This window comes from Dongia deserti (assembly GCF_003574735.1).
GTDB lineage: Bacteria > Pseudomonadota > Alphaproteobacteria > Dongiales > Dongiaceae > Dongia_A > Dongia_A deserti.
The window spans coordinates 81,420-108,405 of record NZ_QORW01000007.1; the positions used below are offsets into that span (position 1 = coordinate 81,420).

Annotated in this window: 26 protein-coding genes; 17 read left to right on the plus strand and 9 right to left on the minus strand. The window is 63.8% G+C overall.

Going from position 1 to position 26,986, the window contains the following annotated elements:
• The first annotated feature begins 2 nt into the window (after window positions 1–2).
• Window positions 3–1,304 (plus strand): glycolate oxidase subunit GlcF, encoded by a 1,302-nt coding sequence (gene glcF, locus DTX69_RS12460; RefSeq protein ID WP_119301873.1) that lies wholly within the window; start codon window positions 3–5, stop codon window positions 1,302–1,304.
• Here the strand turns inward: glcF and DTX69_RS12465 are convergent.
• The gene (locus tag DTX69_RS12465; RefSeq protein ID WP_119301874.1) at window positions 1,301–2,383 is read right to left on the minus strand and encodes a M14 family metallopeptidase; all 1,083 of its coding nucleotides are present in this window, start codon (window positions 2,381–2,383) and stop codon (window positions 1,301–1,303) included. The two genes, glcF and DTX69_RS12465, sit on opposite strands and share 4 nt — an antisense overlap.
• A gap of 76 nt (window positions 2,384–2,459) precedes the next feature.
• Here DTX69_RS12465 and DTX69_RS12470 point away from each other — a divergent pair, with 76 nt between their 5' ends.
• A complete protein-coding gene (locus tag DTX69_RS12470; protein WP_119301875.1) occupies window positions 2,460–3,011 on the plus strand; it encodes a tetratricopeptide repeat protein in 552 nt (183 codons plus the stop codon).
• A gap of 390 nt (window positions 3,012–3,401) precedes the next feature.
• Window positions 3,402–6,809, plus strand: a complete 3,408-nt coding sequence (locus DTX69_RS12475) for an acyl-[ACP]--phospholipid O-acyltransferase (RefSeq protein ID WP_162917116.1) — start codon at window positions 3,402–3,404, stop codon at window positions 6,807–6,809.
• Here DTX69_RS12475 and DTX69_RS12480 read toward each other — a convergent pair.
• The gene (locus DTX69_RS12480) at window positions 6,789–7,832 is read right to left on the minus strand and encodes an AbrB family transcriptional regulator (protein ID WP_119301877.1); all 1,044 of its coding nucleotides are present in this window, start codon (window positions 7,830–7,832) and stop codon (window positions 6,789–6,791) included. The genes DTX69_RS12475 and DTX69_RS12480 overlap by 21 nt on opposite strands.
• Before the next feature lie 121 nt (window positions 7,833–7,953).
• The gene (argE, locus tag DTX69_RS12485; RefSeq protein ID WP_119301878.1) at window positions 7,954–9,114 is read right to left on the minus strand and encodes an acetylornithine deacetylase; all 1,161 of its coding nucleotides are present in this window, start codon (window positions 9,112–9,114) and stop codon (window positions 7,954–7,956) included.
• Between the two features lie 77 nt (window positions 9,115–9,191).
• On the opposite strand from argE, the gene DTX69_RS12490 reads away from it, so the two are divergent.
• Genes DTX69_RS12490 through DTX69_RS12500 form a run of 3 tightly spaced genes read left to right on the plus strand, consistent with a single transcriptional unit; the run spans window position 9,192 to window position 10,859 of the window.
• Window positions 9,192–10,073, plus strand: a complete 882-nt coding sequence (locus DTX69_RS12490; protein WP_119301879.1) for an N-formylglutamate amidohydrolase — start codon at window positions 9,192–9,194, stop codon at window positions 10,071–10,073.
• A gap of 27 nt (window positions 10,074–10,100) precedes the next feature.
• Window positions 10,101–10,400 (plus strand): putative quinol monooxygenase, encoded by a 300-nt coding sequence (locus DTX69_RS12495; protein WP_119301880.1) that lies wholly within the window; start codon window positions 10,101–10,103, stop codon window positions 10,398–10,400.
• Window positions 10,401–10,412: 12 nt separating this feature from the next.
• Window positions 10,413–10,859 carry a VOC family protein gene (locus DTX69_RS12500; RefSeq protein ID WP_119301881.1) on the plus strand — a complete coding sequence of 149 codons (447 nt, stop codon included), beginning with the start codon at window positions 10,413–10,415 and terminating at the stop codon, window positions 10,857–10,859.
• Between the two features lie 13 nt (window positions 10,860–10,872).
• Here the strand turns inward: DTX69_RS12500 and DTX69_RS12505 are convergent, their stop codons facing one another.
• On the minus strand, window positions 10,873–11,664 hold the full coding sequence (locus tag DTX69_RS12505; RefSeq protein ID WP_119302071.1) for a crotonase/enoyl-CoA hydratase family protein: 792 nt from the start codon (window positions 11,662–11,664) through the stop codon (window positions 10,873–10,875).
• Window positions 11,665–11,753: 89 nt separating this feature from the next.
• Between DTX69_RS12505 and DTX69_RS12510 the strand changes: the two genes are divergently transcribed.
• Entirely contained in the window at window positions 11,754–12,338 is a 585-nt protein-coding gene (locus tag DTX69_RS12510) for a TetR/AcrR family transcriptional regulator (protein WP_119301882.1), read from the plus strand.
• Here the strand turns inward: DTX69_RS12510 and DTX69_RS12515 are convergent.
• Entirely contained in the window at window positions 12,335–13,102 is a 768-nt protein-coding gene (locus tag DTX69_RS12515; RefSeq protein WP_284735723.1) for an NAD kinase, read from the minus strand. The two genes, DTX69_RS12510 and DTX69_RS12515, sit on opposite strands and share 4 nt — an antisense overlap.
• 76 nt (window positions 13,103–13,178) lie before the next feature.
• Here DTX69_RS12515 and DTX69_RS30615 point away from each other — a divergent pair, with 76 nt between their 5' ends.
• Window positions 13,179–13,751: a molybdopterin-guanine dinucleotide biosynthesis protein A gene (locus DTX69_RS30615; RefSeq protein WP_284735724.1), complete on the plus strand. Its 573-nt coding sequence runs from the start codon at window positions 13,179–13,181 to the stop codon at window positions 13,749–13,751.
• A 74-nt stretch (window positions 13,752–13,825) separates the two neighbouring features.
• On the opposite strand, the gene moaA is transcribed toward DTX69_RS30615, so the two are convergent.
• Entirely contained in the window at window positions 13,826–14,818 is a 993-nt protein-coding gene (gene moaA, locus DTX69_RS12525; RefSeq protein WP_119301884.1) for a GTP 3',8-cyclase MoaA, read from the minus strand.
• A 130-nt stretch (window positions 14,819–14,948) separates the two neighbouring features.
• On the opposite strand from moaA, the gene mobA reads away from it, so the two are divergent.
• The 3 genes from mobA (at window position 14,949) to DTX69_RS12540 (ending at window position 16,799) form a co-directional block, all read left to right on the plus strand.
• Window positions 14,949–15,584 carry a molybdenum cofactor guanylyltransferase MobA gene (gene mobA / locus DTX69_RS12530; protein ID WP_119301885.1) on the plus strand — a complete coding sequence of 212 codons (636 nt, stop codon included), beginning with the start codon at window positions 14,949–14,951 and terminating at the stop codon, window positions 15,582–15,584.
• A 41-nt stretch (window positions 15,585–15,625) separates the two neighbouring features.
• A complete protein-coding gene (locus DTX69_RS12535) occupies window positions 15,626–16,267 on the plus strand; it encodes a TetR/AcrR family transcriptional regulator (protein WP_119301886.1) in 642 nt (213 codons plus the stop codon).
• A 127-nt stretch (window positions 16,268–16,394) separates the two neighbouring features.
• Window positions 16,395–16,799, plus strand: a complete 405-nt coding sequence (locus tag DTX69_RS12540; protein WP_119301887.1) for a DUF2852 domain-containing protein — start codon at window positions 16,395–16,397, stop codon at window positions 16,797–16,799.
• 109 nt (window positions 16,800–16,908) lie between these two features.
• Here the strand turns inward: DTX69_RS12540 and DTX69_RS12545 are convergent, their stop codons facing one another.
• The 3 genes from DTX69_RS12545 to DTX69_RS12555 all read right to left on the minus strand — a co-directional run bounded on the left by DTX69_RS12545 (window position 16,909) and on the right by DTX69_RS12555 (window position 19,986).
• Entirely contained in the window at window positions 16,909–18,666 is a 1,758-nt protein-coding gene (locus DTX69_RS12545) for an adenylate/guanylate cyclase domain-containing protein (protein WP_119301888.1), read from the minus strand.
• Window positions 18,667–18,997: 331 nt separating this feature from the next.
• A complete protein-coding gene (locus DTX69_RS12550; protein ID WP_162917117.1) occupies window positions 18,998–19,765 on the minus strand; it encodes a creatininase family protein in 768 nt (255 codons plus the stop codon).
• A 17-nt stretch (window positions 19,766–19,782) separates the two neighbouring features.
• Window positions 19,783–19,986, minus strand: a complete 204-nt coding sequence (locus DTX69_RS12555) for a DUF3553 domain-containing protein (RefSeq protein ID WP_119301890.1) — start codon at window positions 19,984–19,986, stop codon at window positions 19,783–19,785.
• A 152-nt stretch (window positions 19,987–20,138) separates the two neighbouring features.
• Between DTX69_RS12555 and DTX69_RS12560 the strand changes: the two genes are divergently transcribed.
• The 6 genes from DTX69_RS12560 (at window position 20,139) to DTX69_RS12585 (ending at window position 26,919) form a co-directional block, all read left to right on the plus strand.
• Window positions 20,139–20,777 carry a histidine phosphotransferase family protein gene (locus DTX69_RS12560; protein ID WP_119301891.1) on the plus strand — a complete coding sequence of 213 codons (639 nt, stop codon included), beginning with the start codon at window positions 20,139–20,141 and terminating at the stop codon, window positions 20,775–20,777.
• A 133-nt stretch (window positions 20,778–20,910) separates the two neighbouring features.
• Window positions 20,911–23,967, plus strand: a complete 3,057-nt coding sequence (locus DTX69_RS12565; RefSeq protein ID WP_119301892.1) for a chemotaxis protein CheW — start codon at window positions 20,911–20,913, stop codon at window positions 23,965–23,967.
• On the plus strand, window positions 23,964–24,455 hold the full coding sequence (locus tag DTX69_RS12570) for a chemotaxis protein CheW (protein ID WP_119301893.1): 492 nt from the start codon (window positions 23,964–23,966) through the stop codon (window positions 24,453–24,455). The genes DTX69_RS12565 and DTX69_RS12570 overlap by 4 nt, the downstream gene beginning before the upstream one ends.
• Window positions 24,456–24,485: 30 nt before the next feature.
• Window positions 24,486–24,851, plus strand: a complete 366-nt coding sequence (locus DTX69_RS12575; protein ID WP_119301894.1) for a response regulator — start codon at window positions 24,486–24,488, stop codon at window positions 24,849–24,851.
• A 50-nt stretch (window positions 24,852–24,901) separates the two neighbouring features.
• On the plus strand, window positions 24,902–26,041 hold the full coding sequence (locus tag DTX69_RS12580) for a protein-glutamate methylesterase/protein-glutamine glutaminase (RefSeq protein WP_284735725.1): 1,140 nt from the start codon (window positions 24,902–24,904) through the stop codon (window positions 26,039–26,041).
• Window positions 26,038–26,919 carry a CheR family methyltransferase gene (locus DTX69_RS12585; protein WP_119301896.1) on the plus strand — a complete coding sequence of 294 codons (882 nt, stop codon included), beginning with the start codon at window positions 26,038–26,040 and terminating at the stop codon, window positions 26,917–26,919. The genes DTX69_RS12580 and DTX69_RS12585 overlap by 4 nt, the downstream gene beginning before the upstream one ends.
• Window positions 26,920–26,986 lie beyond the last annotated feature (67 nt).

Consider the following 26,986-nt stretch of genomic DNA (forward strand, 5'->3'; position numbering starts at 1 on the left):
GCATGCAGACGAGTTTCTCACTGGCGCAGCTCGCCAACCCCAACATCGCAGAAGCCGATAAGATCCTGCGCGCCTGCGTGCATTGCGGATTCTGCACCGCGACTTGCCCGACCTATGTGCTATTGGGCGATGAATTGGATTCGCCGCGGGGGCGCATCTACCTGATCAAGGACATGCTGGAGCAGGATCGCGCCGCCGGCGAGGTCGAGGTGAAGCACATCGACCGCTGCCTGTCGTGCCTGTCCTGTATGACGACCTGTCCGTCCGGCGTGCATTACATGCACCTGGTTGACCAGGCGCGGGTCCATATCGAGAACACCTACGCCCGGCCGACGTCGGACTACTGGCTGCGCCGATTGCTGGCGACGATCCTGCCAAGCCCGTTCCTGTTCCGCCTGGCCTTGACGGGCGGGCGCCTGGCGCGGTCCGTCGGTGCGCATCGCTGGCTGCCGCAGCGCTTGCGCGCGATGGTGGGGTTGGCAAAGGACTGGCCGGCAACGCCGCGCCCGACGGATCACCCCGGCATTTTCCCGGCGCAAGGAGAGAGGCGCGGCCGTGTCGCCATCCTGGCGGGCTGCGCGCAGCCTGTGCTCCGGCCGGAGATCAACGAGGCGGCGATCCGTCTGCTGAACCGCCTCGGCATCGAAGTCGTGGTGGCGGAGGGGGTAGGGTGCTGCGGCGCGCTCACCCATCACATGGGACTGGAAGAGGCGGCGCACGAAACCGCCAAGGAGACGATCGCCGCCTGGCATCGCGAGATCGCGGGCAAGGGGCTTGATGCGATCGTCATCACGACCTCCGGCTGCGGCACGGTCATCAAGGATTACGGCTATCTCTTCCGCAACGATCCGGAGTGGCGGGACCGCGCGCGGGCCGTCTCTGAACGGGCTCTCGACATCAGCGAGTATCTGGCGGGACTTGGGCCGCTGCCGCGGACGGAGAATGCGAAGCCGCGCCTGGCCTATCACGCCGCCTGTTCGCTCCAGCACGGCCAGACGGTGACCGCCGCGCCGAAAGAACTGCTGCGGCAGGCGGGATTCGAGGTCGCCGATGTGCCCGAGGGGCATCTGTGCTGCGGCTCGGCAGGCACCTACAACATGCTGCAGCCGGAGCTATCCGCCATGCTCCGCGATCGGAAGGCCGCCAACATCAACGGCCTCGCGCCGCAAGCGATTGCGACCGGCAATATCGGCTGCATGCAGCAGCTTGAGGACGCCGTGCAGGTGCCGATCGTGCACACGGTCGAACTGTTGGATTGGGCGACAGGGGGGCCGGTGCCGGAGAAGCTGCGCGGCCGGCTCTAGCTTTCGCCAAGGCAGCGCAGCATGCGCTTCATGACATAGTGGCCGCGTTCGAGCACCATGTCTTTCCAGTCGTCCTTCTCCTGGTAGAAGGCGGCGCGGATCTGGGCCTTGATGTCACGGCCTTTCGGCGAGTTGACGTCGCCATAAAGATAGAGCCAGTTGTCGGCGCGCACAGCATTCATCATGTCCCTTTTTTCTGGAATCGTGCCGTATTCCAGCGTGATGCCGGCGATCTGCGCGTGGGGCAGGCTCTGGTTCACAGCGAACTGCGTGTCGCCTACCACGTAATAGGATGACGATGTGCCGTCGTCGAAGTAGGTCGCTTCGCTACCCCACCATTGTTGCATGATCATGTGGCCGGGATCGCGCGCGGCGTGATTCGACATGATCTCCCCGAACCCATAGGGCCCGATACCGGTGTGCAGATCGATGAACGCCGCGTGCTTCACCGTGGCTGCGAAGGGCGCCAGGATCGCGCGCAGCGTGCGGTTTGACCAGGTCGGCTGCAGGCCGCCAAAGAACACGCCTTGCGGGTCGACGTACTGACCGGAGGCGATCGCGGTCTCTAAAGCGTCCATGCCGTGAACCAGCGCATAGGTGTGCAGCGCGGCCAGGTTCCGTTGCTCGCTTTCCTCCGTCCACTCTTTGGGACAGATGAAGTCGCGCAGCTCCATGTAGCCGGGGTTCTCCGGCTTGGCGCAGGCGTGGTCCACGAAATTGCGGTTGAGATCCACATTGTCTTCGGTCACGCGGCGGACATGGGAGAAGCCATAGGGATTGATCGCGTGGACCATCAGGATCGCGGTGTCAGCCGGCAGACGCTCGGCAGCCGCGACCCAGCCGACCTGGATGCCGGAGCCGCAGAAACCTTCCGCGCCGTGGGTGCCGGAGAGCACGATCATCAGCCGGCGCGCCTCCTCGGGGCCGATCAGGGCGACGTCGGTGGTCAACCCTTCGCCCTCTGCTCCTTTGGCGGGGTTTCGATGGCTCTGCAGTTTCAGCCCGCGCGCGGCTGCGGCCTGGCGGAAGGCTTCGCGCGCGGTGGCATAGGTGTGACGGAAATACTGGCTGGCATTCATGGTTCGCGGCCGTTCAGTGCGATTCGATGTGCATTATGCATAGCTGAGGCCGGCCGCCGAGTGCTATCCTTTCGATATGCGATATGCACTTGCGATCCTCATTGCCATCTTCGGCCTTGGGCTCGCGGATGCGCAGTCGGACCAGACCGACCCGCGTCTCAAGGGTTTGTTCGAACAATTGCGGACGGCGCAGTCGCCCGAGGCGGCAGCGGCCATCGAGAGCCAGATCTGGGTGATCTGGTCCAAGACGGGCGATGCCGAACTGGACCAGGTGCTACAGATCGGCAGCCGCGCCATGGCGATCGGCGATACCCGCACTGCGCTCAAGATCTTCGATACCATCGTCCGCAAGGCGCCCAACTTCGCCGAGGGCTGGAACAAGCGCGCGACCGTCCATTACATGATCGGCGACTACGAAGCATCGCTGGCCGACATCGACCGGACGCTCGAGCTGGAACCACATCATTTCGGCGCGCTCGCCGGCCTTGGCCTTATCAACGTCGAGCTCGAGCGCGACGAGGCCGCTCTCGATGCATTCGAGCGGGTCCTGAAGGTTACCCCGCAAAGCGAAAGCGCCAAGCAGAACATCGAGTTCGTCAAGCAACGCATCAAGGACAAGTCGATCTGATTTCGGCGGCACGATCGAAAAAACATCCAATCCCCTTTGCGGGGCAGGGCAATCGCACATGAAGAACGCGCCGCAATCCCCTCGCCCAAGCTGGGGGAGGTTAGGGAGGGGGAAGCCGCGTTTGGGTGCGAGACAATCGTCGCTCGCTTCCCCCACCCCGACCCTCCCCAGTTTGGGGGAGGGGGAACGATACTGTTGGCCAAATGCCATAGCCCTCCCGCAAAGGGGAAGAGGTGCTTTATCAAACAACCGACTTTGGCCGACGGCCGGTAAGCGCGTCGGCCAATAAGTAACGAACCGTTAAGCGAGTGAGCTTCACTCTCGCGACTCATCTTGACAATGGGTGTGCCGGACCTTGGACTGGCCGTCCGGCCGCTTCGGGGGAAAAAGATGTACGACCGCAGCTATTGGCGTCTGATTCGCGATCCGGGCTTCGCGTGGCTGCTGGCTGCGCAATTCCTGGGCGCGCTCAACGACAACATCTATCGCTGGGCCATCACCTTCTTCGCCCTGGATCTGGCGCGCCAGCCTGGCGGCGGATGGGATGCCGACGTGCTGGTCGCCGTCATCACCGCCACCTTGATGGTGCCGTTCCTGATCTTCTCCAACTATGCTGGACAACTGGCCGATCGTTTCTCCAAGCGCTCCGTCCTGATCGCGACCAAGAGCCTGGAGATCGTCGCGATGTTCGCCGCGCTCGGCGCCTTCTTCATCGGTGACATCACGGCCATGATCGTCGCGCTGTTCCTCATGGGCGCGCAGTCGGCGCTCTACAGCCCGGCGAAGTATGGCAGCCTGCCGGAACTGCTGCCGGACCGGGATCTGTCGCGTGGCAATGCGCTCATCGAGATGAGTACGTTCCTGGCCATCATCCTGGGCGGCGTGCTGGGCGGTACCATCTACGAAGCATTCCGCGACAATCTGCCGATGATCGGCGTGATCGCCGTCGGCATCGCGATCGTCGGCACGCTCTGCTCCTTCGGCGTCGGACGCACGCCGCCGGGCCGCAGCACCAAGCGGTTTACCTGGAATCCGCTGGGGGACGTCTCGATCGGGCTGCGCGAGCTCCATGCCAATCGCCGGCTTTGGCTGACGGTGCTGGGCCTCAGCTACTTCTGGTTCGTCGGCGCGCTGGTGCAGCAGCTCATTCCTCTGTTCGGCGACCAGGTCCTGAAGACCGCGCCGACCGAGACGCAATTGCTGGGCGCCGTCATCGCCATCGGCATTGCGATCGGCAGCCTGGCGGCCGGTCGCCTGTCCGGCCACAAGGTCGAGCTCGGGCTGGTGCCGATCGGGGCTGTCGGCATGGGTATCGGCGCCTTCGTGCTGGCGGGCGTCGACCAGAGCTACACGGCGGCGGCGATCTGCCTCGCCGTTCTCGGTTTCTTCGGCGGCATGTATAGCGTGCCCTTGAACGCCATGCTGCAGCAGAAGGCGGATGAGGGCAAGCGCGGCCGCTTCATCGCCGCCAACAACGTGATGAACACCTTCGGCATCATGCTGGCGTCCGGGTTCCTGGCAGTGAGCGGCGGACTGTTTGACCTGTCGCCCAGCGTGAACATTGCGCTCGCCGGGGTGACGGCGCTCCTCGTCATTGCCTATCTGTTGATCCTGCTGCCGGATTTCCTGATCCGCTTCTGCCTCTGGATGCTGACCCACAGCATCTATCGCATTCGCATCGTTGGGCCGGAGAACGTGCCGCTGAACGGCCCTGCACTGTTGGTGGCCAATCACCTGTCTTTCATCGATGGACTGCTGATCGGCGCGTGCGTGCAGCGCTTTGTGCGCTTCATGGTCTATGCGCCGTTCTTCGAAATTCCGCTGCTAGGCAAGCTGTTCACCCTCATGCGCGCGATTCCGACCGGAGGCGGCGGTGCGCGCGGCGCCGTCGGCGCGATCCGGCGCGCGCGCGAGGAACTGGCGGCCGGTCACGTCGTCTGCATCTTCGCCGAGGGGGCGATCAGCCGCACCGGCAACATGCTGCCCTTCAAGCGCGGCTTCGAGAAGATCACGGAGGGGCTCGACGTGCCCGTGATCCCCGTCCATCTCGATCAGGTGTGGGGCAGCATATTCAGCTTCAAGGACGGCCGCTTCTTCTGGAAATGGCCGAGCCGGCTGCTCTATCCGGTCACCATCACCTTCGGTCGGAAGCTGCCGGCGACGGCGCGCGCATGGGACGTGCGGCAGAAGCTGCTGGAGATGGGCGGCGATGCGTTCCGGCACCGGCGCAAGAAGGTGGACCTCGTACATCGGCGCTTCGTGGCGCAGGCCAAGCGCTCGTGGCGGCGCTTCGCGATGACCGATTCCCTTGGTCAGACCGTGACCTTCGGCAAGGCCTTGACCGGTGCGTTCCTGCTGGCGCGCAAGCTCGACCAGGTGCTGCCCGATAATCGCCATGTCGGCGTGCTGCTGCCGGCTTCCGTCGGCGGTGCCCTGGTCAACATGGCTCTGCTGCTCGGCGGCAAGGTGCCGGTCAACCTCAACTTCACCATCGGGCCCGAAGCGATGCAGGCCGCAATCGACAAGGCTGGCATCGAACACATCATCGCGGCGCGGCCGTTCCTGGCGAAGGCCAAGCTGGACGAGCGCCCTGGAATGGTCTTTGTCGAAGACATCATGAAGAGCATCGGCAAGTTCGAGCGCGTGTTCTACTACGTCGCGCTACGCCTGCTACCGGTGGCGTGGATAGAGCGGATGGCGGGCGGCGGGAAGAGCACGCCCGACGACCTCTGCACCATCATGTTCTCCTCCGGCTCGACCGGGACGCCCAAGGGCGTGATGCTGTCCCATCACAACATCATGTCGAACCTGGAGGCGATCGCGCAGATCCTGTGGATCCAGCCGGACGACCGCATGATGGGCGTGCTGCCCTTCTTCCATTCCTTTGGATTCACGGGAACCCTATGCGTGCCGCTGGTCTGCGGCATCGGGGCCGTCTATCACCCCAATCCGCTGGATGCCAAGACCATCGGGAAGCTGGCGCGGGAAAACAAGGCGACCATTCTCATTTCCACGCCCACCTTCTGCCAGGCCTACTATCGCACCTGTGGGCCGGAGGATTTCGAGTCGCTGCGCCACGTGGTGGTCGGCGCGGAGCGGCTGCGTCCGGATTTCGCCGTGCAGTTCAAGGAGAAGTTCGGCCTCGAGATGCTGGAAGGCTACGGCTGCACGGAGATGGGGCCGGTCGTCTCAGTCAATGTGCCGAACGTCGTGCATGGCAAGGAGAAGCAGGTCGGCCACAAGCCCGGTACCGTTGGGCATCCTCTGCCGGGCGTTACGGCAAAAGTGGTGGATCCCGAGAATGGCCATGACCTAGCGGAAGGGCAGGAGGGATTGCTGCTGCTCAAGGGACCGGGGCGTATGGTCGGCTATCTCGCCGACGACAATGCGACCGCGGCGGCCTTGCGCGACGGCTGGTATGTGACGGGCGATATCGCGGTCCTCGACGAGGACGGCTTCATCCGCATCACCGACCGGCTATCGCGCTTCTCCAAGATCGGCGGGGAGATGGTGCCGCATCTCAAGGTCGAAGAGGCCATGCTGCGTACTCCGGGCGTGGAGGCGGCCTGCGTCACTGCCGTTCCCGACGCACAGCGCGGCGAGCGGCTGGTCGGCTTCTACGTCGCGAACGAGGCGATGGCGCCGCAGCTGATCTGGCAGGCGCTCGGCGAGTCCGACCTGCCGAAGATCTGGATCCCGAAGGCCACGGACCTACGCCGCATCGAAGCCCTGCCGGTGCTCGGTACCGGCAAGATCGATCTCAGGGCGGTGAAAACGCTAGCGGCCGCGGCTGAATAGCCGGAACACGAGCGGCGCCGCCAGCACGATGATGAAGATGCGCACGATGTGATGGCTGGAGACGTAGGCTGCATCGACGTCGAGCGACAGGGCGATGAGGCTCATCTCCGCCAGGCCGCCAGGCGCGAACGCCAGCAGGGCGGCGGAGAAGGGGATGCCGAGCGTCGTCTCCACCGCCTCCCCGAATAGTGCAGCAAGGATCAGCAGGATGGCCGTCGCGAAGATCGCCAGCAGGAGCGCTTGGCCGACCACGCGCGGCGCGACGCCATCGAACCGCGAGCCGACCATCGCGCCGACCACGATCTGCGCGGCGGCGATCAACCACACCGGGGGACGCGAGTGGGTCATGCCGGTCGCGTGCACAATGGCGCTTAGCAGCATCGGCCCGACCAACGCATAGGCCGGGATGCGCAAAGCCCTTGCGATGCCGAAGCCGACGACGCCGCAGCCGCCGAGCAGCAGCCAGTCGACCCAATTCATTGGGTTGCTGCTGGCGGCAGCACCGGTGCCCGTGGGCGTATAGCCGCCGAACCAGCGATAGCCGAAGGAGAGCACGAAGATCGCAATCAGGATGCGCGTGGCATGGCTCATCGAGATGCGCCGCTCATCGCCGCCGAGCGCGCCACCCGCCAGGATCATCTCGTTGAGGCCGCCCGGCGCGGCCGCGAAATAGGCCGTGGTTGTGTCGTATTTCGCCAGCCTGCCATAGAACAGCCATATGCCGGCAGTCGCCACCACGACGTAGAGACCAAGCCAGGCGAAGCTGCCGAGCCAGATCGCAAAGCCCTGGACTACCTCCGGCGTGAAAGCGCTCCCCAGCATAATGCCCAGGATCGCGACGAAGACCAGGCGCAGGCGCGGCATCAACGCAATCCGAACGCCTGAAATCGCCGCGACGGTGGTCGCCGCCATGGCTCCCAGCATCCAGGGCAGCGGCAGGTTCAAGACATAGAACAGCGTTCCACCCGGGATGCCGATCGCCAAGGTCATCAACTTGGCGCGAGTCAGGGATGGGGCGTGCATGGCAGATCAAAGGACGTCGAAGGCTCAAACCTAAATTCCCTCCCCCAACTTGGGGGAGGGAGAAAAGGTGATGCGTCCGGTCTTGCGCTAGAGAGCGGAAGGCGTTTGCGCCGCATCCCGCTCACGCCTTCAGCCGCGCAAGAAGGCGGTCCATGAAGGCTTCGCATTGGGCGAGCTGGGAGAGGGCGACGAATTCGTTCGGCTTGTGTGCCTGATCGATGCTGCCGGGTCCGCACACGATCGCGGGAATGCCGGCCTCCTGGATCAGGCCGGCCTCCGTGCCGAACGCGACCTTGACGGTTGCGTTGGCCTGGGCGAGCGCCTTGGCCAGCACGACGATCTCGGTATCGTCCGGCGTATCGAGGCCGGGAAACGCCGAGATCTCCTCCCACGAGAATCCGGAATCGACCGTAACGGCCTTCATCTCGGGCAGCAGCTTGGATTCCGCGAACCTGCGGACCTCCTCGTAGAGGGTTTCCGGATCAACGCCGGGCAGATAGCGGAACTCGAAATCAAAGCGGCAATCCTTGGGCACGATATTGAGCGCGGTGCCGCCATGGACGATCCCCGTATGCACGGTCGTCCAGGGTACGTCGTACTCGTGATCGAACGGCCCCTCCGCTGCGAAGCGCCGCGCCATCGACTTGAGATAAGCGATGACCTCCGCTGCATATTCGATGGCGTTGACGCCTTTGGGCGCCAGGGAGGAATGGCATTCATGGCCGTGCACGTGACAGCGCACGCTCTTCTTGCCCTTGTGCGCGGTGGTGACGCGCATTTCGGTCGGCTCGCCGATGATGCAGCCCTTGGGCCTGACCGGCATGTGCTTCAGCTTTTCCAATGCGCCGCGCACACCGAGACAGCCGACCTCTTCATCATAGGACAACAGCAGGTGAACCGGCGTCCTGAGATTGCCGCGCGCGAATTGCTCGATCCAGGTCAACGCGACCGCGACGAAGCCCTTCATGTCGCAGGTCCCGCGGCCATGCAGCAGGCCGTCTTTCTCGGTCAGGATCCAGGGATCGGTCGACCAATCCTGTCCGTCGATCGGTACCACGTCGGTGTGGCCGGAGAGACAGATGCCCGGCAGGTCGGTAGGACCGATGGTGGCGTAGAGGTTGGCTTTCTTGCCGGTCGCGTCCGGGACCAATTCGCTGGCGATGCCGAAATGGTCCAAATGATCGCGCACGAAGTCGATCAATTCGAGATTGGAGTTCCGGCTGGTTGTGTCGATGGAGACCAGACGGCGCAGCATTTCCGTGCTGCGCGGATATTCAGCCACGATCCGCTTCCTGTTGACGTGAAAGGCAATAAAGCAAGAATAGCGCCTGACTCCACAATAACAAGCCGAACCAAGTCATGCTGCCGTTGGCCGATACCGATCGCGCAACCCTGGGGCGTCATGTGCCGGGGGTCTTGTTGAGCCGGGGACCGCTGGGCCTGGCGTTGCCGCTGGTCTTCGATTCACCCCACAGCGGGCGCGACTATCCGAAGGATTTCGGCCATGCCGTTCCGGTTGAGCTGCTCCGCCGCGCCGAGGACGCCTTTGTCGACGAGCTGATCGAAAGCGGGCCGAGCCATGGGGCGACCGTGCTCACCGCTTTGTTCCCGCGCGCCTACATCGATCCCAACCGGCACGAGCATGAAATCGACTTGACCATGCTGGGCGAGCCCTGGCCGCATCCCATCATCGCCAGCGAGAAATCGGAAATGGGGCTTGGCTTGGTCCGGCGCATGATCAAGGGCAATGTCGACATCTATGATCGGCCCTTGATGGTGGCAGAGATCCTGGCGCGCATCGAAGGGTTCCATAGGCCCTACGTCCTGGAACTTGCGAGGCTGCTGGACAGCGCGCACGAGGCTCATGGTGCAGCCTGGCACGTGAACTGCCATTCCATGCGTTCGGCCGGGCGCAAGCGCGGGAAGAGCATTCCGCGCGCCGACATCGTGCTGGGCGACCGCGACGGCACCAGCTGCGATGCCGACTTCACCGCGTTCGTGGCCGAGGTGGCGTGCGATCTCGGCTATCGCGTCGCGCTGAACGATCCCTTCAAGGGCGCGGAGCTGGTCGCACGGTTCGGCCGGCCGCACGAAGAGCGCCACTCGCTGCAGATCGAGATCAACCGAGCCCTCTACATGGACGAGGACCGCATCGAGAAGCGCGCGGACTTCGCCGCGTTCAAGCAGGACATGGACCGTTTGATCGGCGCCATCGCGGATTATGTGCGGGATAGAGAATAAGCTTTCACCATTGCCAGGAAACTTTGCATGATTCACGTCCTCGCCATCATCACCGCCAAGCCCGGTCAACGCGGTACCCTGTTGCAGGCCTTCAAATCGATCGTGCCCACCGTGCATGCGGAGATCGGCTGCATCGAATATGGCCCAGTCGTCGACGTGGACGGCGCCGATCCGGCCTTTGGTCCCGATACATTCGTTGTGGTGGAAAAGTGGGAGAGCCTAGCGGCACTCAAGGCCCATGCGGTCGCCCCGCACATGAAGGCTTACGGCGAGAGAACCAAGAACCTGGTGGCCAAGCGGGCAGTGCATGTTCTCACCGACGCTTGAACGGAGAGAAGGATGCCAAAGGCAAAACCGACCCTTGGCCAGTTGAATCTCGTCAGCGGCGACCCGGCAGCGTCGATCGCGTTCTATCGTCGGCTGGGCGTGGAAATCGCCGATGCCGCGGTCTGGCGGACGGCCACCGGCACGCATCACGTCAACGCGCGCAGCGGCGAGGTCGATTTCGAACTCGACAGCACGGCCTTTGCGCAGATCTGGAACGAAGGCTGGCGCGGCCGCGGCGATCTCAAAGGGCGCATCGTCCTTGGATTTCGCATGGTGTCACGCGAAGCGGTCGATGAGGTCTACGCCGATCTCACTACCGCCGGCTATGCCGGGCTCCAGGCGCCCTACGACGCATTCTGGGGCGCGCGATATGCCGTCGTCGAAGACCCAGATGGCATCGCGGTCGGCCTGATGAGTCCGATCTCGCCGGATTTCAAGTCGCTGCCGCCCGAGATCTGAGCCCTCTTCCACGTTATCGACCGGAATAGATCGGCGGCCGCCGTTCCTTCCAGGCCCCGAGGCCTTCACCGAGATCACAGGTGGGCACCATCCGTGCGAATTGCTCGCTTTCGACCTGCAGACCCTCACCAATGCTCATGTTGAGGCCGCGCGTGACTGCGGTGATGATACTGCCGATCGCCAGCGGTGAGTGCCGTATGATGCGCTCTGCTAGCCTGCGTGCCGCGGGGATCAGCGTTTCGGGTGGGACGACCATATTGACCAATCCCATGTCCAGCGCCTGCGCCGGTGAAAACGGATCTCCGGTCAGCAGTAGCTCCAGGGCGCGCTTGCGCCCGGCCAGACGCGGCAGGCGCTGGGTGCCGCCAAACGTCGGCGGCATTCCGAGATTGATCTCCGGCTTGGCGAACAGAGCCCGGTCGCTGGCAACCGCCAAGTGGACCGCCTCGGTGATCTCGCAGCCGCCGCCGAACGCGATGCCGTTGACCGCGGCGATCACCGGTTTCCTGAAAGCTTCCAGCCGTGAAGTCATCGCTTGTCCGCGCCGGACAAAATCGCGCACTGCCGCGTCAGCTCCTTTGTCGACGCTGACCGCGAATTCGTGGATGTCGCCGCCGGCGGAGAAGGCCCGCTCGCCGGCGCCGGTCAGAATGACCGCCCGCACATCGGACAAGAGTTCGATGCGGTCGAGATGCGCCAGCAGTTGGTCGATCGTCTCGTAGTTCAGCGCATTTAGCTTGTGTGGCCTATTAAGGGTCAGCAGTGCGATATCGTCCTCGATTGCGAGAAGCACGGTGTCGGACATCAGCTCGTCTCCTTCGGCAAGTACGTTGCGGCAGAGGCTAGAGGGCATGGCCGATTGTGTATATTCACTAGACGGTATACATTGGAGCGATGCCACGTACCTCTGAACCCACTCGCGAGCGCATCCTGTCGGCCGCCGCCAAGTTATTCTACGCCGAGGGCATCCGGAGCGTCAGCGTTGATGCTGTGGCCGCGAAGGCTGGGGTCACCAAGCGCACGCTCTATTATCACTTCAAAAGCAAGGACGATCTTATGGCGGCCTATCTCGAAGGGCGCGATCAGCCGAACCTCGCATTGTTCCAGCGCTGGTTCGCCGAGACGACGGGTGGCGTCGCCGACAAGGTGCGGGGCGTGTTCCGCAATCTCGCAGTGTCGGCGCGCCATCCGAAATGGAAGGGGTGCGGGTTCCTGCGCACCTCGGTGGAGCTAGCGACCATGCCAGGTCATCCGGCCATGAAGGCTGGGGTGGCGCACAAGAAGAGGGTGGAGGACTGGCTGCGCGCCACGCTCGAGGCGGAGAGGATCGGAAATGCGGCGACGCTCGCCCGTCAGATCATTCTCCTGATGGACGGCTCCTTTGCGGTCGTCCTGTTGCACCGCGATCCGTCCTACATGGAGACGGCCGGAGACGCCGCGGCTGCCTTGATCCGGGCAACAGCGGCCCGGCGCGTCTAGGCCTGGAACTGCTCGCGCAGGATGCGTTCTTCGAGGTGATGCTCTGGATCGAAGAGCAGGGTCAGGCTGATGCCGCTGTCTTCGGTCACCGTCACGTCGCGCACGTCGCGGATCTCGCGGAAGTCGGCGGTGGCGCTGACCGGCCTCTTGTCACGTTCGCTGATCACGAAGCGCACTTCCGCGCGGTGCGGCAGAATCGCGCCGCGCCAGCGTCGCGGCCGGAACGCGCTGATCGGCGTCAGAGCGAGAACACCGGCGCCCAGCGGCAGGATTGGCCCATGGGCCGAGAGGTTATAGGCGGTGCTGCCGGCGGGCGTTGCCATGATGATGCCGTCGCAGATCAGTTCCGGCAGCCGTTCGATGCCGTCAATGTAGATCCCGAGCTTCGCCGCTTGCGCGGTCTGGCGCAGCAGCGAGACCTCGTTGAACGCGAGCGCGCGCTCCTCGCGGCCGTTGCGGTCCCTGGCGCGCATCAGCAGCGGATGGATGATGCTGCGCTTGGCATGGCTGAGGCGGCGGGGCAGATCGTCGATGTCGAACCGGTTCATCAGGAACCCGACCGTACCGCAATGCATGCCGAAGATCGGCTTCGGGTCGTTGATCACGCGGTGCATGACCCTGAGTATGGTGCCGTCGCCACCCAGCACGACCAGGATGTCCGCGCTCTGCCAGTCCACGACGCCGTAGCGCTGGGTCAAGGCAGCTTCGGCCTCCTTGGCCTCGACGCTATCGCCTGCGATGAAAGCGAGCTTGGGCGTGGACAAAGGGCGGACTCCCCTAATGCGAGGGCCGGAGTATACTGACGCCATCCGCGCGCGGGAAGCGCGGCGTGATTGGGGGATGAACATGGGTTTGAGCCTGCGCAGCCTTGTCTTGGTCGGTGCCGTTTTGGCCGGCTTTCTTTTCGTCGCGCTGAGCGCTCAGGCTCAGGACAGCAAAAGTGGGACCGCAACGGCGCAGCCCGCCGCGATGATGCCTGAGAACCAGGTCGAAGCGGACGAAGGCGACCATCACGAAGGCTATTACTATCCGAAACCCGGCAGCTTCGAGCACTATCCCGCGCGGGTCTACACGCTGCCGGATAGCGATCGCGTGCGCCGGCAGGCCTTCGTCATCGGCCTCACCAAGCAGCTGGTCGGCGGGCACTACGCCCCGAGCTACGCGATCTTCGCCAAGGGCAATGGTTCGGGCAAGCTGATCATCGTCGCGCTCGCGGATGGGCAGCTGAACACGATCTATCGCGCCCGCGCGCTGCTTGCGACCTTCACATCGGTCGCACGCTCGACCCCGTTCTTTCAGCAGAACACCCAGCCGGATGAATCCACGTTCCTTGATCTGCTGAAGCTGCTCGGTTTCAAGCAGGTCACCGTCAGCGACGGCCGCGCCTTCGCGCATCAGATTATTATCGATTGAGGCGCCGCGGATACTCGCACTCTCTACTCCCTCATGGTCGGACCAAGCGCGACCATGACGAATACGGAGAGTTACTATCCGCCCGTGACGCTCATGTGGCGTTGCACGGCGGGGCCCTTGTGGCGGCGGTCGATGATGAAATCGTGGCCCTTGGGCTTGCGGCTGATGGCTTCGTCGATGGCTTCCATCAGCAGCGCGTCGTCGTCGCTGGCGCGCAAGGGCGCGCGGAGGTCCGCGGAATCATCCTGGCCCAGGCACATGTAGAGCATGCCGGTGCAGGTCAGGCGCACGCGGTTGCAGCTTTCACAGAAATTGTGGGTGAGGGGCGTGATGAAACCGACGCGCTGTCCCGTCTCCGCGATCCGCACGTAGCGGGCGGGGCCGCCGGTGCGGTAGTCGATCTCATCCAGCGTGTAGCGCGTCTTCAGCTTCGCACGCAGCAGCGAGATCGGCAGATACTGGTCGAGCCGGTTCTCGCCGCCGATGTCGCCCATCGGCATCACTTCGATGAAGGTGATGTCGTACCCTTCGCGCGCGCACCAGTCGATCAGGTCGAAGGCCTCGTCGTCGTTCACGCCCTTGAGCGCGACGGTGTTGATCTTGACCCGGATGCCGGCTTCGTTCGCGGCCTTGATGCTGTCGAGCACGGGGCCGAGCTTGCCCCAGCGCGTGATGGCGGTGAACTTGTGCGGATCAAGCGTATCGATCGAGACGTTGACGCGCTTCACGCCGCATGCGGCGAGTTCCGCGGCATATTTGCCGAGCTGGCTGCCATTGGTGGTGAGGGTCAGCTCATCGAGCGCACCGCTCTCGAGGTGCCGCGACAGGCGCCGGATCAGCCACATCACGTTCTTGCGCACCAGCGGCTCGCCGCCGGTCAGGCGCAGCTTGCGCACGCCCTTCTGGACGAACGCGCTGCAGAGGCGATCCATCTCCTCGAGCGTCAGCAGCTCGGCCTTGGGCAGGAAGGTCATGTCCTCCGCCATGCAGTAAACACAGCGGAAGTCGCAGCGGTCCGTCACCGACACGCGCAGATAGGAAATGTGCCGCCCGAATGGATCGATCATGCCATCACCGTCATATCCCAGTGAATATAGCGATCCCCTGCGCGGATTTCCTCCTCAAAAAACGTAGGGATTCGATGCATTTGCGTCGGAACGGCGCTTAAGCGACAGTTCTGGCAGGATAGGAGGAACAATGCCGGACAGCAAAATCGGCCCGATTGTCGGCGTCATCCTGGCGGGCGGGCGTGCCGAGCGCATGGGCGGCGGCGACAAATGCCTGCTGGAGGTGGCCGGTAAGCCCATCCTCGCACGCGTTACTGAGCGTGTGCGGCCGCAGGTGGATGCGCTGGTACTGAACGCGAATGGCGATCCGGTGCGGTTTGGGCCGTACGGGCTGCCCATGGCGCCGGACAGTGTTCCGGACTTCGCCGGGCCGCTCGCCGGCGTGTTGGCGGGACTTGAATGGGCCGAGGCCCATCACCCGCACGCGCGGCATATCGTGACGGTGCCCGCGGATGGGCCGTTCGTGCCGCGCGATCTGGTGAAGCGGCTCGCCGAGACTCTCGTGGCTGACGATGCCGAGCTGGTCACGGCCGCGAGCGGCGTGCAGACCTATCCGGTCGTCGGCCTCTGGCCCGTGAGACTGCGGCAGGCGCTGCGCGATGCACTGGTGAGGGAGGATCTGCACAAGGTCGATGCCTGGACCAGGCGCTTCCGACGTGCCATCGCTGCCTTCCCCGCCAACCCCATCGATCCGTTCTTCAACGCCAACACGCCCGAGCAGCTGGCGGAGGCAGACCGCTTGGCGGCGCTCTATCCCGACATCTGAGCAATCGCTTTCCGCCAGGACTTCATGTAAGACCCATTCACATGGGATGGTCGAAAGATGGATCCGAGGGCCGTAAGGGCTACCACCACGGCAATCTGCGCGAGGCGCTGATCCGGGCGGCGCTCAATCTTATCGGCGAGAAGGGGCCGGCCGGCTTCACCTTTGCCGACGCGGCGCGGGCGGCCGGCGTGAGTTCCGCGGCCCCCTATCGCCACTTCCGGGATCGCGACGCGCTGATGGCGGACATCGCCAAGCGCGGTTTCGAGCTGTTCCGCGATTCCTTGCAGAAGGCCTGGAACGACGGCAAGCCCAACCCCTATGTCGCGTTCGAAGCGGTGGGGCGGGCCTATCTTGCTTTTGCGCGCAGCGAGCCGGCGCACTACTCGGCGATGTTCGAAGCCGGCATTGCCATGGATTCGACGCCCGGGCTGCAACAGGCGGCGGACGACGCGTTCGCCGTCTTGCGCAGCGCGGCCGAGGCGCTCAGCGCCCACATGCCCAAGGAGAGCCGGCCGCCGGCCCTCATGATGAGCCTCCACATCTGGGCATTGGCGCACGGAATCGCGTCGCTCTTCGCGCGCGGCGATCCCGGGCGCCGCAAGCTGCCGATGCTGCCGGAGGACCTGCTTGAGGCGGCCATCCTGGTCTATCTGCGCGGGCTCGGGCTCACCGGCGGGAAGTAGGCTGGGCGGACAAAGCGGATCACAATTTTCGATTTTCGGGCCGCACCGCTTGACAGAAAGCCTTGCTGGTGCCATTTATGTTAATGTAATTAACATTCACATCCACGTGGTGTAAGAGGATATCCTGATGGGCTTTGCTGCTCGGATGGACGAGATGGGCAAGCCGGCTTGGATTGCCCTGCTGGTCCTGACCTTCATCATCGCTTGGCCGATCGGCCTGGCATTGTTGGCTTACTTGATATGGAGCGGACGCATGGGCTGCGGTGGTCACGGCCGTTGGTACGGCCGACAGGAACGGATGGAGCGTTGGCGCGAAAACTGGCGGCGGAGCCCCTGGAGCGGGTCGAGCGGCAATGCGGCCTTCGATGAGTATCGCGCCGAAACGCTCAAGCGGCTGGAAGAGGAAGAGAAGGAGTTTCGCGGCTTCCTCGACCGCCTGCGCAAAGCCAAGGACAAGGCCGAGTTCGACCAGTTCATGGCCGAGCGCAAGAACCGTCCCCAAGGTCCGACCGAAGGCGAGCAGCCCGCGTAACCGAAGCCTCGTTTTTCACTTCTCTCGAGGAAACTGCCGCTCGGCTTACCAGCCGGGCGGTGCCCCTCATATACGGTCTCTCCGCGACAGCTGGGTGGGCGTACGCCGATTACCCGGCATCGATCTGGAAGCCGATCTTCCGCAGCCCGTCGCGCAGATGCTCATTGGCAGCATCAGATAGATAGGGCCGCCAGTTGGTCCGGCCCGCGATAAATCCGGGGTGAAGGGCACTGCACCGGTCCAGGGCGGCACGCGCATCAGCCGCCCGGCCGAGGTGTCCGAGGGCAATAGCGAGGACGAACTGGGCGTGAGGATAGCTCGGCTGCCGCTCGATCGCGGCCCGGGCGCACGCCACCGCCTCCTCGTAGCGGCGGGCATTTACGTAGGCGCGGGCCAGAAAGCAGAGATGGGAGTGCCTGTCGGGATCCTGCGGGTTGAGCTTTTGCGCCTGCTCCATCGCCGGCAGGCCTTCGGGGTCACCGGCGAGGTCCGCCTTGTTGCCCCACGCGTGAAGGACCTGGGCGTCGCTCGGATTGAGTTCGAGCGCGCGCCGCGCCTCGTCGAGCGAGAGCGCGTGCTCGTTGCGCCAGAGGTATGCTGTGGCAAGTGCCGCATGTGCGTTGGACGAAGCTGGATCCAACGCGACCGCGCGGTGAGAAGCCGAGGCTGACTTCTCGATAGCAGCATTTCGGTCGGCGGCGCACTCCAGCAGCAGATCGCGATGATAGCTGACAGCGAGGCCGGCATATGCGTCGGCATATTCGGAATCAAGCGCGATAGCCCGTTCGAACATATCTCTCGCCTGAGCGTTGCCTTCGCGCGTGAAGGACTGCAGGAAGGATAGTCCGCGGAGATAGAGGTCCCACGCGTCAAGATCAGCAGGGCGCTTGTGACAGGCGCGCTTGATCTCCAGTCGTTCCAGCTCCGGCACGATCGTGGCGGCGATACGATGTGCCAGCTGATCCTGAAGCGCGAAAATGTCATCCGGAACGCAGTCGTACCGGGCGGCCCAAACGTGGTGGCCTGACCGGCCATCGATCATCTGCGCCGTGACACGAATCTGGCCGCTGGACCGGCGAACGCTTCCCTCGACGATATATCGCGCGCCCAGTTCACGGGCAATGCGCGTCACGTCGATCGCCTTGCCCTTGTATGTGAAGGTCGAACTGCGGGCGATCACGGGAAATGACCGCCAGAATGCGAGTGAAGTGATAAGTTCTTCGGTGATGCCGTCGCTGAAATATTCCTGTTCGGGGTCGCCGCTCAGATTCACAAACGGCATGACGGCGATGGAAGGCTTGCCGATCGTCGGATGGCGAGCCGCGACATTCGCGCCACCAACATCCGCCACGCGGTAGAGGCGCACGGGCTCGACGAGATTCCTGAGGTTGGCAGCGCCGAGATCGTCGAACGCCACGTTAATCTTGCCTCTGACATAGTCGTGTACGGTGGCGGAGAGAAGAATTGCGCCCGGCTGCGCGAGCCCTTGCAGCCGGGCGGCGACATTGACGGTGTCGCCATATAGATCGCTGCCCTCGATCATAATGTCGCCCAAGCTGATGCCGATGCGGAGCACGATCCGACGATCCTCGGGAAGTGCGTCATTGGCAACGGTCATAGCGCGCTGCAGCGCAATTGCGCATTCCACCGCGTGTACCGCGCTGCCGAACTCGACCAGCACACCATCCCCCATGAGCTTGAAGATGCGGCCGTGATGTTCGGCCACGAGAGGCTCAAGGATCTGATTTCGCCGTGCCTTGAGAGCGGCGAGCGTGCCGCGCTCGTCCTGTTCCATGAGCCGGCAATAGCCGACAACATCGGCCGCAAGAATGGCGGCCAAGCGGCGTGGGATGTGCTGCTCGATCATGCGGTCGAGTTCCCGACCCGTACCCCGCAGAATACTATCGGCGGTCCAACCGCGCGTCTATCCGACACCACCTATTCAACCATTGCACCATACGCATGCGAACCGAGGCGATGGCAGGCCACGTTTCTATAGGCCTGTCTCGTGGAATTAAATCATATCGACGCCGCCCGGGTGGGGGGAGCCCGGGCGGCCTCGTCTTAGGGGAGGGAGGGTACGCGTGAGAGCGGGCCTTGGGGATCAGGGACAGGAGAGCCCGTTTCACGCATCAGAAGATGCGCCTTCCCGCGCCAGAACAAAAATGCCGATGGGCTATTGTGGCGATGCCCGTGCGTTATCGCGTGGGCTGAAGGTCGGGGAAGAGTGCGACAAGGCCAGCGACCAGATCCTCGATCATCGCTTCCAGAATGAATTGGCCTTTCGCTGTGCTCGCCAACGTCGGATCGCCGAAAGCGCCGGTTTCACTGTAATCGGCGGCACTCGGGTCCGTGCTCTGCATCGTCGTCGGCGTTGTAAAAACGCCTGCCGGCGGCCCCTTGCCGTAGTCGGCGCGCGCCTGATCCATGCGCACCAGTTCGGGCGCGATCGCGAGCATCACCGACGTCTCGCGCTCATCGGCATGGCTGCCGACCTTCTGCTGAAGCAAATGGTCCGCCTTGCGGCCGAGGCGGCGGATGTCGGCAACTCCGATCGCGATGCCACGACGCTCGAGAATGCCGCGCGTCGCCAGCCCGACCGGCCCTTCGGTCGAGACTCCGGTATTCATGATTGCGATGCGTCGTGCACCCTGATCGATCAATCCCTCGAGCAACTCCGTCAGCAGCCGCACGAAGGTGTCGGCTGTTACATGCTGGCTGCCGGGATAGGCGCGGAAGACCGGGTAGTAGCCGAACGGCACGATGGGGGCGATCAGAACGGGCAACCGTCCCGCGATGCCTTCTATCAGGGCGCGGGCCAGCAGCCAATCGGCCTTCATCGGCAGATGGCGCCCATGCTCCTTGGACGCCGCGCCGATCGGGAGGACGACCGGCACATCCGCCTTGAAGGCTTCAGCGACCTCCGGCCAAGTCAGGTCCTCGATGAACCGTCCCGTCGCCGCCATGGGAACCATTCCCTCCGCTACCTGTTGCCGGTTTCTGAACCTGGAGTATCCACCACAATTAACGGGGCGGCGGCGAGGTTCAGCACCAGCTTGCCGCGGTGCTCAAAATTGACTGTGACCTTGTCGCCGATAGCAGACTGCACCTGGCCCAGCCCCCAATCCGGATTGGCTGGAGAGCGGACGAAGGTTCCAGGCGCCAGCCGGTCAACGGATTCATTCATGTCACGTTCATTTCCCTGTGTCCCGGCGGACCCAGCCTTGCCCCAAAACCGCCAATGTGTAACGAAGCATATACGCTTTCCCGCCAGGATCGGGACTAGATACTCAAAGGCCGGCCGTCTTATTACGGCCTAACGAAAACAAGGGCTTTGGCATGGATATCCACCTGCGTGCACTGGAACTGGCCTGCTCCAAGCTTTGTCATGACGTGATCAGCCCGATCGGGGCCGTCAATAACGGTCTAGAACTGCTGGAGGAGGAGGAAGACGCGGCGCTAAGGGAGGAGGCGGCCGCCCTGGCACAGCGCAGCGCCAAGCGGGCCAGCGTGCTCCTGCAGGTCTATCGCAGCGCCCTGGGGAACGCCGGCAACCAGCAGACCTTCGGGCCGCGCGAAGCCGTCGCGCTGGCTAAGGAATTCCTGCAGAACGGAAAAGCCCAATTGTCCACGGGCGAGCTGCCGGAGTCGAACTCTGTTCCCGCAGGCTATGGCAAGCTCACCCTCAATCTCATCATCCTGGGTGCCGAGAGCCTGCCGCGCGGCGGCACGATCAACCTGCAAGTTCGTTCGCCCCAGTTGGGGAACGGGACGATCGAGCTGGACTGCATGGGCCAGCAGATCGCTTGGTCGGAAGAGTTCGGGCGCGCGATCAATCGCAATCTTCAGCCGGAAGACCTGACGGCTCACAATATCCTTCCGTATGTATCGGCGGCCTTCGCACAACGCCTGGGTATGACCCTCGCGATCACTCAGTCGGCGCCAGGAATCCTAGGGATTCTCGCTACTTCCCGGTAGTCGGGTCCGCCATCCGGCATAGGCCGGGTTCACCTTAAATTAATCGTTTTCGGTAACGCTGCAGGCAGTGTCGCGCGCCTGTCTGCTCACGTGTGGGCGAGCGAAACAACCAACCAGCTCAAGAGCCTGCACTATGGATGATCTGCTGAGTGAGTTCCTGACGGAAACCTCTGAGAACCTCGCCGTTCTGGATGTCGAGCTGGTGAAGCTCGAGCAGAACCCGAACGACATGGAACTGCTCGGCAACATCTTTCGGCTGGTTCACACGGTGAAGGGCACCTGCGGTTTCCTCGGCCTGCCGCGGCTCGAATCGGTGGCGCACGCGGGCGAGAACATCCTGGGCAAGCTGCGCGACGGCGAACTGGTGGCGAGCCCGGAAGCAATCACCGCCGTGCTCGAGTGCCTCGATCGCATCCGGTCCATCATGGGTGATCTGGAAGCGAACGGCAGCGAGCCCGAGGGCGACGACTCCGCGCTGATCCAGCGCCTCAATCTCATTGCCGAAGGCGGCGCGGCGCCGGTGGCGTCGGCAGCACCGTCGGCTCCCAAATCGCAACCGAAGGCAGAAACCGTGGCAACGAAGTCAGGCAAGACACCGTCGATCTACGACCAGATCGGCGGCATGGGCACGATCGATGCGGTGGTGGAGGTCTTGTTCTCCCGCGTCATGGGCGACCTGCGCCTCAAGCACTTCTTCGAAGGCGTCAACATGGACCGGCTGCAGGGCCGCATGCGCGAGTATCTCGCAATGGTCTGCGGCGGCCCCAACGCGTTCGGCAAGGTCGACCTCAAGTGCCCGCACGCCGCCGCCGTCGGCAAGGGCATGGACGATTCGCACTTCGACGCGTTCGCCGGCCACATGCAGGCCGCGCTGAATGCGCTTGAAGTGCCCGCGCATCTGGCAGCGATGATCATGGCAATCGTCTATGCCAGCCGCGATGAAATCATGGGCCGGGCCGAAGCCGGCTCCAGTCCGACCAATGCCGCCGCGCACGCCGCTGCCGAGCCGTCTGCGGTCGAAGCCGCGGCCGCACCGGAAGCCGAGCCAGCGCCCGCTCCGAGCAAGGCTGCTGCCGCTGCCGTGATGGCGGCTGCCGCGCCGGCGAAAAGCGAAGTCTCCGAAGCGAAGGACAGCGCGGTCGCCAACCAGAGCATCCGCGTCAACGTCGAGCTGCTCGAGAACCTGATGACGATGGTGAGCGAGCTGGTGCTCACCCGCAACCAGGTGCTGCAGATCCTACGCAAGCAAAAGGACAGCGAATTCGCCGGCCCGCTGCAGCGTCTCAACCACGTTACGTCGGAGCTGCAGGAAGGCGTCATGAAGACGCGCATGCAGCCGATCGGCAATGCGTGGTCGAAGCTGCCGCGCCTGGTGCGCGATCTCAGCCACGAACTGAAGAAGAAGATCGAGCTGGTCATGATCGGCCAGGATACCGAGCTCGATCGCCAGGTCCTCGAGATGATCAAGGACCCGCTGACCCACATGGTGCGCAACTCGGCCGACCACGGGCTGGAGGGTCCGGAAGACCGGCGCCGCGCGGGCAAGCCAGAAACTGGCAAGGTCACGCTCAACGCCTATCACGAGGGCGGCCATATCATCATCGAGATCAGCGACGACGGCCGCGGTCTCGCGATCGACAGGATCAAGGCGAAGATCCTGCAGAACGGCCTGGCCAGCGAGTCCGAGCTGGAGCAGATGAGCGAGCAGCAGATCCAGCAATATGTGTTCAAGGCCGGATTCTCGACCGCCGCGAAGGTGACCAGCGTCTCTGGCCGCGGCGTCGGCATGGACGTGGTCAAGACCAATATCGAGAAGATCGGCGGCACCGTCGAGATGCGCTCGACGGCTGGCAGGGGCACGACCTTCATCATCAAGATCCCGCTCACCCTGGCGATCGTTTCGGCCCTCATCGTCGAGTGTGCGGGCGAGCGCTTCGCGATCCCGCAGATCAGCGTGGTCGAGCTGGTTCGCGCCACCACCAACGGCGAGCTGAAGGTCGAGCGTATCAAGGACACGCCGGTGCTGCGCCTGCGTAACCGCCTGCTGCCGCTGGTGTCGCTGCGCAAGCTGCTGCGGCTCGATACCAATGAAGTGAAGTCGGAGGACGATACGTTCATCGTCGTGACCCAGGTCGGCACCTATAGCTTCGGCATCATGGTCGACCGGGTGTTCGATACCGAGGAAATCGTCGTGAAGCCGGTCGCGCCGATCCTGCGCGACATCGAGATGTTCTCCGGCAACACAATCCTGGGCGACGGCAGCGTCATTATGATCCTAGATCCAAACGGCATCGCGTCGCACTCCGGCCAGACCGGCGTTGCCGAGAACAGCGGTGCCGATACGATGGCGACCAAGTCCCGCGGCCACAGCGACGAAAAAGTTCCACTGCTCCTGTTCCGCGCCGGCGGCGGCGCGCCGAAGGCGGTTCCGCTGGCCCTGGTGGCACGCCTCGAGGAGATCGAGCGCAAGTCGATCGAGACCTCCAACGGGCGCTGGGTCGTGCAGTATCGCGGCCAGCTGATGCCACTGATCCACATGGATCCGAGCCAGGAGATGGCGGCCGAAGGCCAGCGCCAGCCGGTGCTGGTGTTCCAGGACGATGAGCACTCGATGGGCCTGATGGTCGATCAGATCGTCGACATCGTCGAAGCGCGGCTCAATGTCGAGCTCGGCGCCGAACTGCCCGGCCGCATCGGCAGCGCAGTGGTGGCCGGCCAGGCGACCGAGATCATCGACACCGGCTACTATCTGCGTCAGGCCTACGCCGACTGGTTCGGCTCGCACGACCGCGACCAAACCGGCAAGTTGCACAAGCGCCTGCTGCTGGTGGACGACAGCGCCTTCTTCCGCAACCTGCTGGCCCCGCAGCTTTCCGCCGCCGGCTTCGAGGTGACGGCAGTCGACAGCCCGGATCGCGCCCTGATGCTGTGCGAAGCGGGCGAAGAGTTCGACATCATCGTCAGCGACATCGAGATGCCCGGCATGTCCGGCTTCGAGTTCTGCGAGATGGTGAAGCGCAGCGGCCGGTGGCACAACGTCCCGATCGTCGCTCTGTCCTCTCATGCCTCGCCGCACAACCTCGAGAAGGGCCGCTCGGTCGGGTTCGACGATTACGTCGCCAAGTATGACCGCGACGGCCTGGTCCACACGCTCAATTCCACCCTGTCCGAGATGAGGGGCGCAGCATGAGTTCAACCACCACCTTGACCGAGGGCGCCACGACCATCGGGTCCGAGGACCATCGCGACTACGTGACGATGTCGATCGGGTCGCAGATGTTCGGCATCCCGGTGCTCAACGTTCAGGACGTGCTGGGCTCGCAGCAGATCACGCGCGTGCCGCTGGCGCCGCCGGAGGTCGCAGGCTCACTCAACCTGCGCGGTCGGATCGTGACCGCCATTGACGTGCGGCTGCGCCTCGGCATGCCAAAGAAGGAAGACGGCAAGCCGCCGATGTCGGTGGTGGTCGAATACGAAGGCGAGCTTTACAGCCTGCTGGTCGATTCGGTGGGCGAGGTGCTCAGTCTCAACATGAAGGATTATCAGCGCAATCCGCCGACCTTGAACGCGCGCCTGCGCGAGTTCTCGGACGGCATTTACCGCCTCAACGGCGCATTGCTGGTCGTGTTGTCGGTCGGCTCGCTGCTGAATTTCGGTGGCCACAAGGACGTTGCATAGCACGGCCGGGGATATGTACGGAGCAGAACGATGAAGAGCTGTCTTGTCGTCGACGATTCGAAGGTCGTTCGAATGGTCGCGCGTAAGATCCTCGAAGGTCTCAACTTCGAGATCGAGGAAGCCGAAGATGGTCGCAAGGCCATGGATGTGTGCCTCAGGCGCATGCCGGACGCCATCCTGCTCGACTGGAATATGCCGGTGATGAGCGGCATCGACTTCCTGCGCGAGCTGCGCAAGGCGGAAGGCGGGCAGACTCCGATCGTGGTGTTCTGCACGACCGAGAATGACATCGCCCACATCCAGGAAGCGATCGGCGCGGGCGCCAACGAATACATCATGAAGCCGTTCGATAGCGAAATCATCGAATCCAAGTTCACCCAGGTCGGCCTGATCTGACCGAGTGCGGCTGGGACAGGGCACGAAGTGCGTATTGCCGGGAGACAGGCGTGAGGGAGATTGGCGTACCAAGGACTGCGACGACCGGACCGGCGCCCATTCGCGTTTTGGTCGTGGATGACTCCCATGTCATTCGCGGTCTGGTGTCGCGGTCGCTCGACAGCGATCCCGGGATCAAGGTTGTCGCCACTGCCGCGAACGGCAAGATGGCAATCGACGAAGTCACCCGCAACGACATCGAAGTCGTGGTACTCGACATCGAGATGCCGGTGATGGACGGTATGACGGCGCTGCCGCAACTGCTGGCGGCGCGGCCAGGCATGCAGGTCATCATGGCCTCCACCCTGACGCTCAAGGGTGCCTCCATCAGCATGAAGGCGCTGTCCAAGGGCGCCGCAGACTACGTGCCGAAGCCGAGCTCGACCGGCGAAATACATTCTGCCGAGGATTTCAAGCGCGAGCTCATCTCCAAGGTGAAGAGCTGGGGCGCGGTGGCGCGCCGGCGGCGCGGCTCTGCAGCTCGCCAAGGCACGGACGCACCGAGCGCGCCGGCGGCGCGGCGTTTCCCGGTGGGTCCGATCAAGCTGCGCGAGGTGCCGACCTTGTTCCGGCCGGACTGCATCGCGATCGGCTCTTCGACCGGCGGGCCGCAGGCCTTGTTCAAGGTCTTCCAGATGATGGGCAAGGTGACGAACCTGCCGGTTTTCGTGACGCAGCACATGCCGGCCACCTTCACCACGATTCTGGCCGAGCATCTTGGCCAGGCAAGCGGCATGCCTGCCGCTGAGGCGAAGGACAGCGAGCCGGTGATGCCCGGCCGCATCTATGTCGCACCCGGCGATTTCCACATGACGGTTCACGCCGAAGGCGGCCGCAAGGTGCTGCGGCTCGACAAGAACCCGCCGGAGAACTTCTGCCGGCCGGCGGTGGATCCGATGCTGCGTTCGCTCGCGAAGGCGTACAACGGCAAAGTGCTGGCGGTGATCCTGACCGGCATGGGCCAAGACGGATTGAAAGGCGGCCAGGAACTCGCGGCGGCCGGCGGCGTCATCGCCGCTCAGGATGAAGCGACCAGTGTGGTGTGGGGCATGCCGGGTTCCGTCGCTAGCAGCGGCCTGTGCAGCGCCGTGCTGCCGCTTTCCGATATCGGGCCTTATGTCCGCAAGGCCATTTCGAGGATGGCTGCATGACCGTGACCGATTTTGAATTCATCTGCCAGATCCTCCGGGAACGCTCCGGGCTGGTCCTTACAAACGACAAGGCTTACCTGCTCGAAAGCCGGCTGCTGCCGGTCGCGCGCAAGTGGAAGCTGCCGACGTTCGACGATCTGGTGCGCGTCATCCGGACCAAGATGGACGAGGCGGTGATCCGTGACGTGGTCGAGGCGATGACCACGAACGAGTCCTTCTTCTTCCGCGACACCAAGCCGTTCGATCAGTTCAAGCAGCTGGTGCTGCCGGCTCTCATGAAGAGTCGCGCCGCCAGCCGCACCATCCGGATCTGGAGCGCCGCCTGCTCGAGCGGTCAGGAGCCCTATTCGCTGGCCATGATCCTCTCGGAAATGGCAGCGCAGATGAACGGCTGGAAGATCGAGATCGTCGGCACCGACCTGTCGACTGAGATCCTGGCGCGCGCCAAGGAAGGCCTGTACTCGCAGTTCGAGGTGCAACGCGGCCTGCCCATCACCATGCTGGTGAAGTATTTCGCCCAGATCGGCGACCGCTGGCAGATCAATGCCAAGCTGCGCAGCATGGTACAGTATCGCGAGTTCAACCTGCTGCACGATCCGATGCAGCTCGGCCGGTTCGACGTGGTGTTCTGCCGCAACGTGCTCATCTATTTCGACCAGCCGACCAAGACGCGCGTGCTCAACAGTGTCGCCAAGGTCATGCCGGAGGACGGGTTCCTCTTCCTCGGCGGCGCGGAGACCGTGCTCGGCATCACCGACAAGTTCCAGATGGTGCCGGGCCAGCGCGGCGTCTATGGCGTTGCCTCCGCCGCCGCCAGCGGCGCGCGCCAGCCGATGCCGAGCTTCCCGATCGCAGCCGCCGCCGGCGCGCCTCGGTAAGACCTCTCGACATCGCAAACAAAATCGCCGGGCGAAAGCCCGGCGATTTGCATTTTGATCCTTTGCT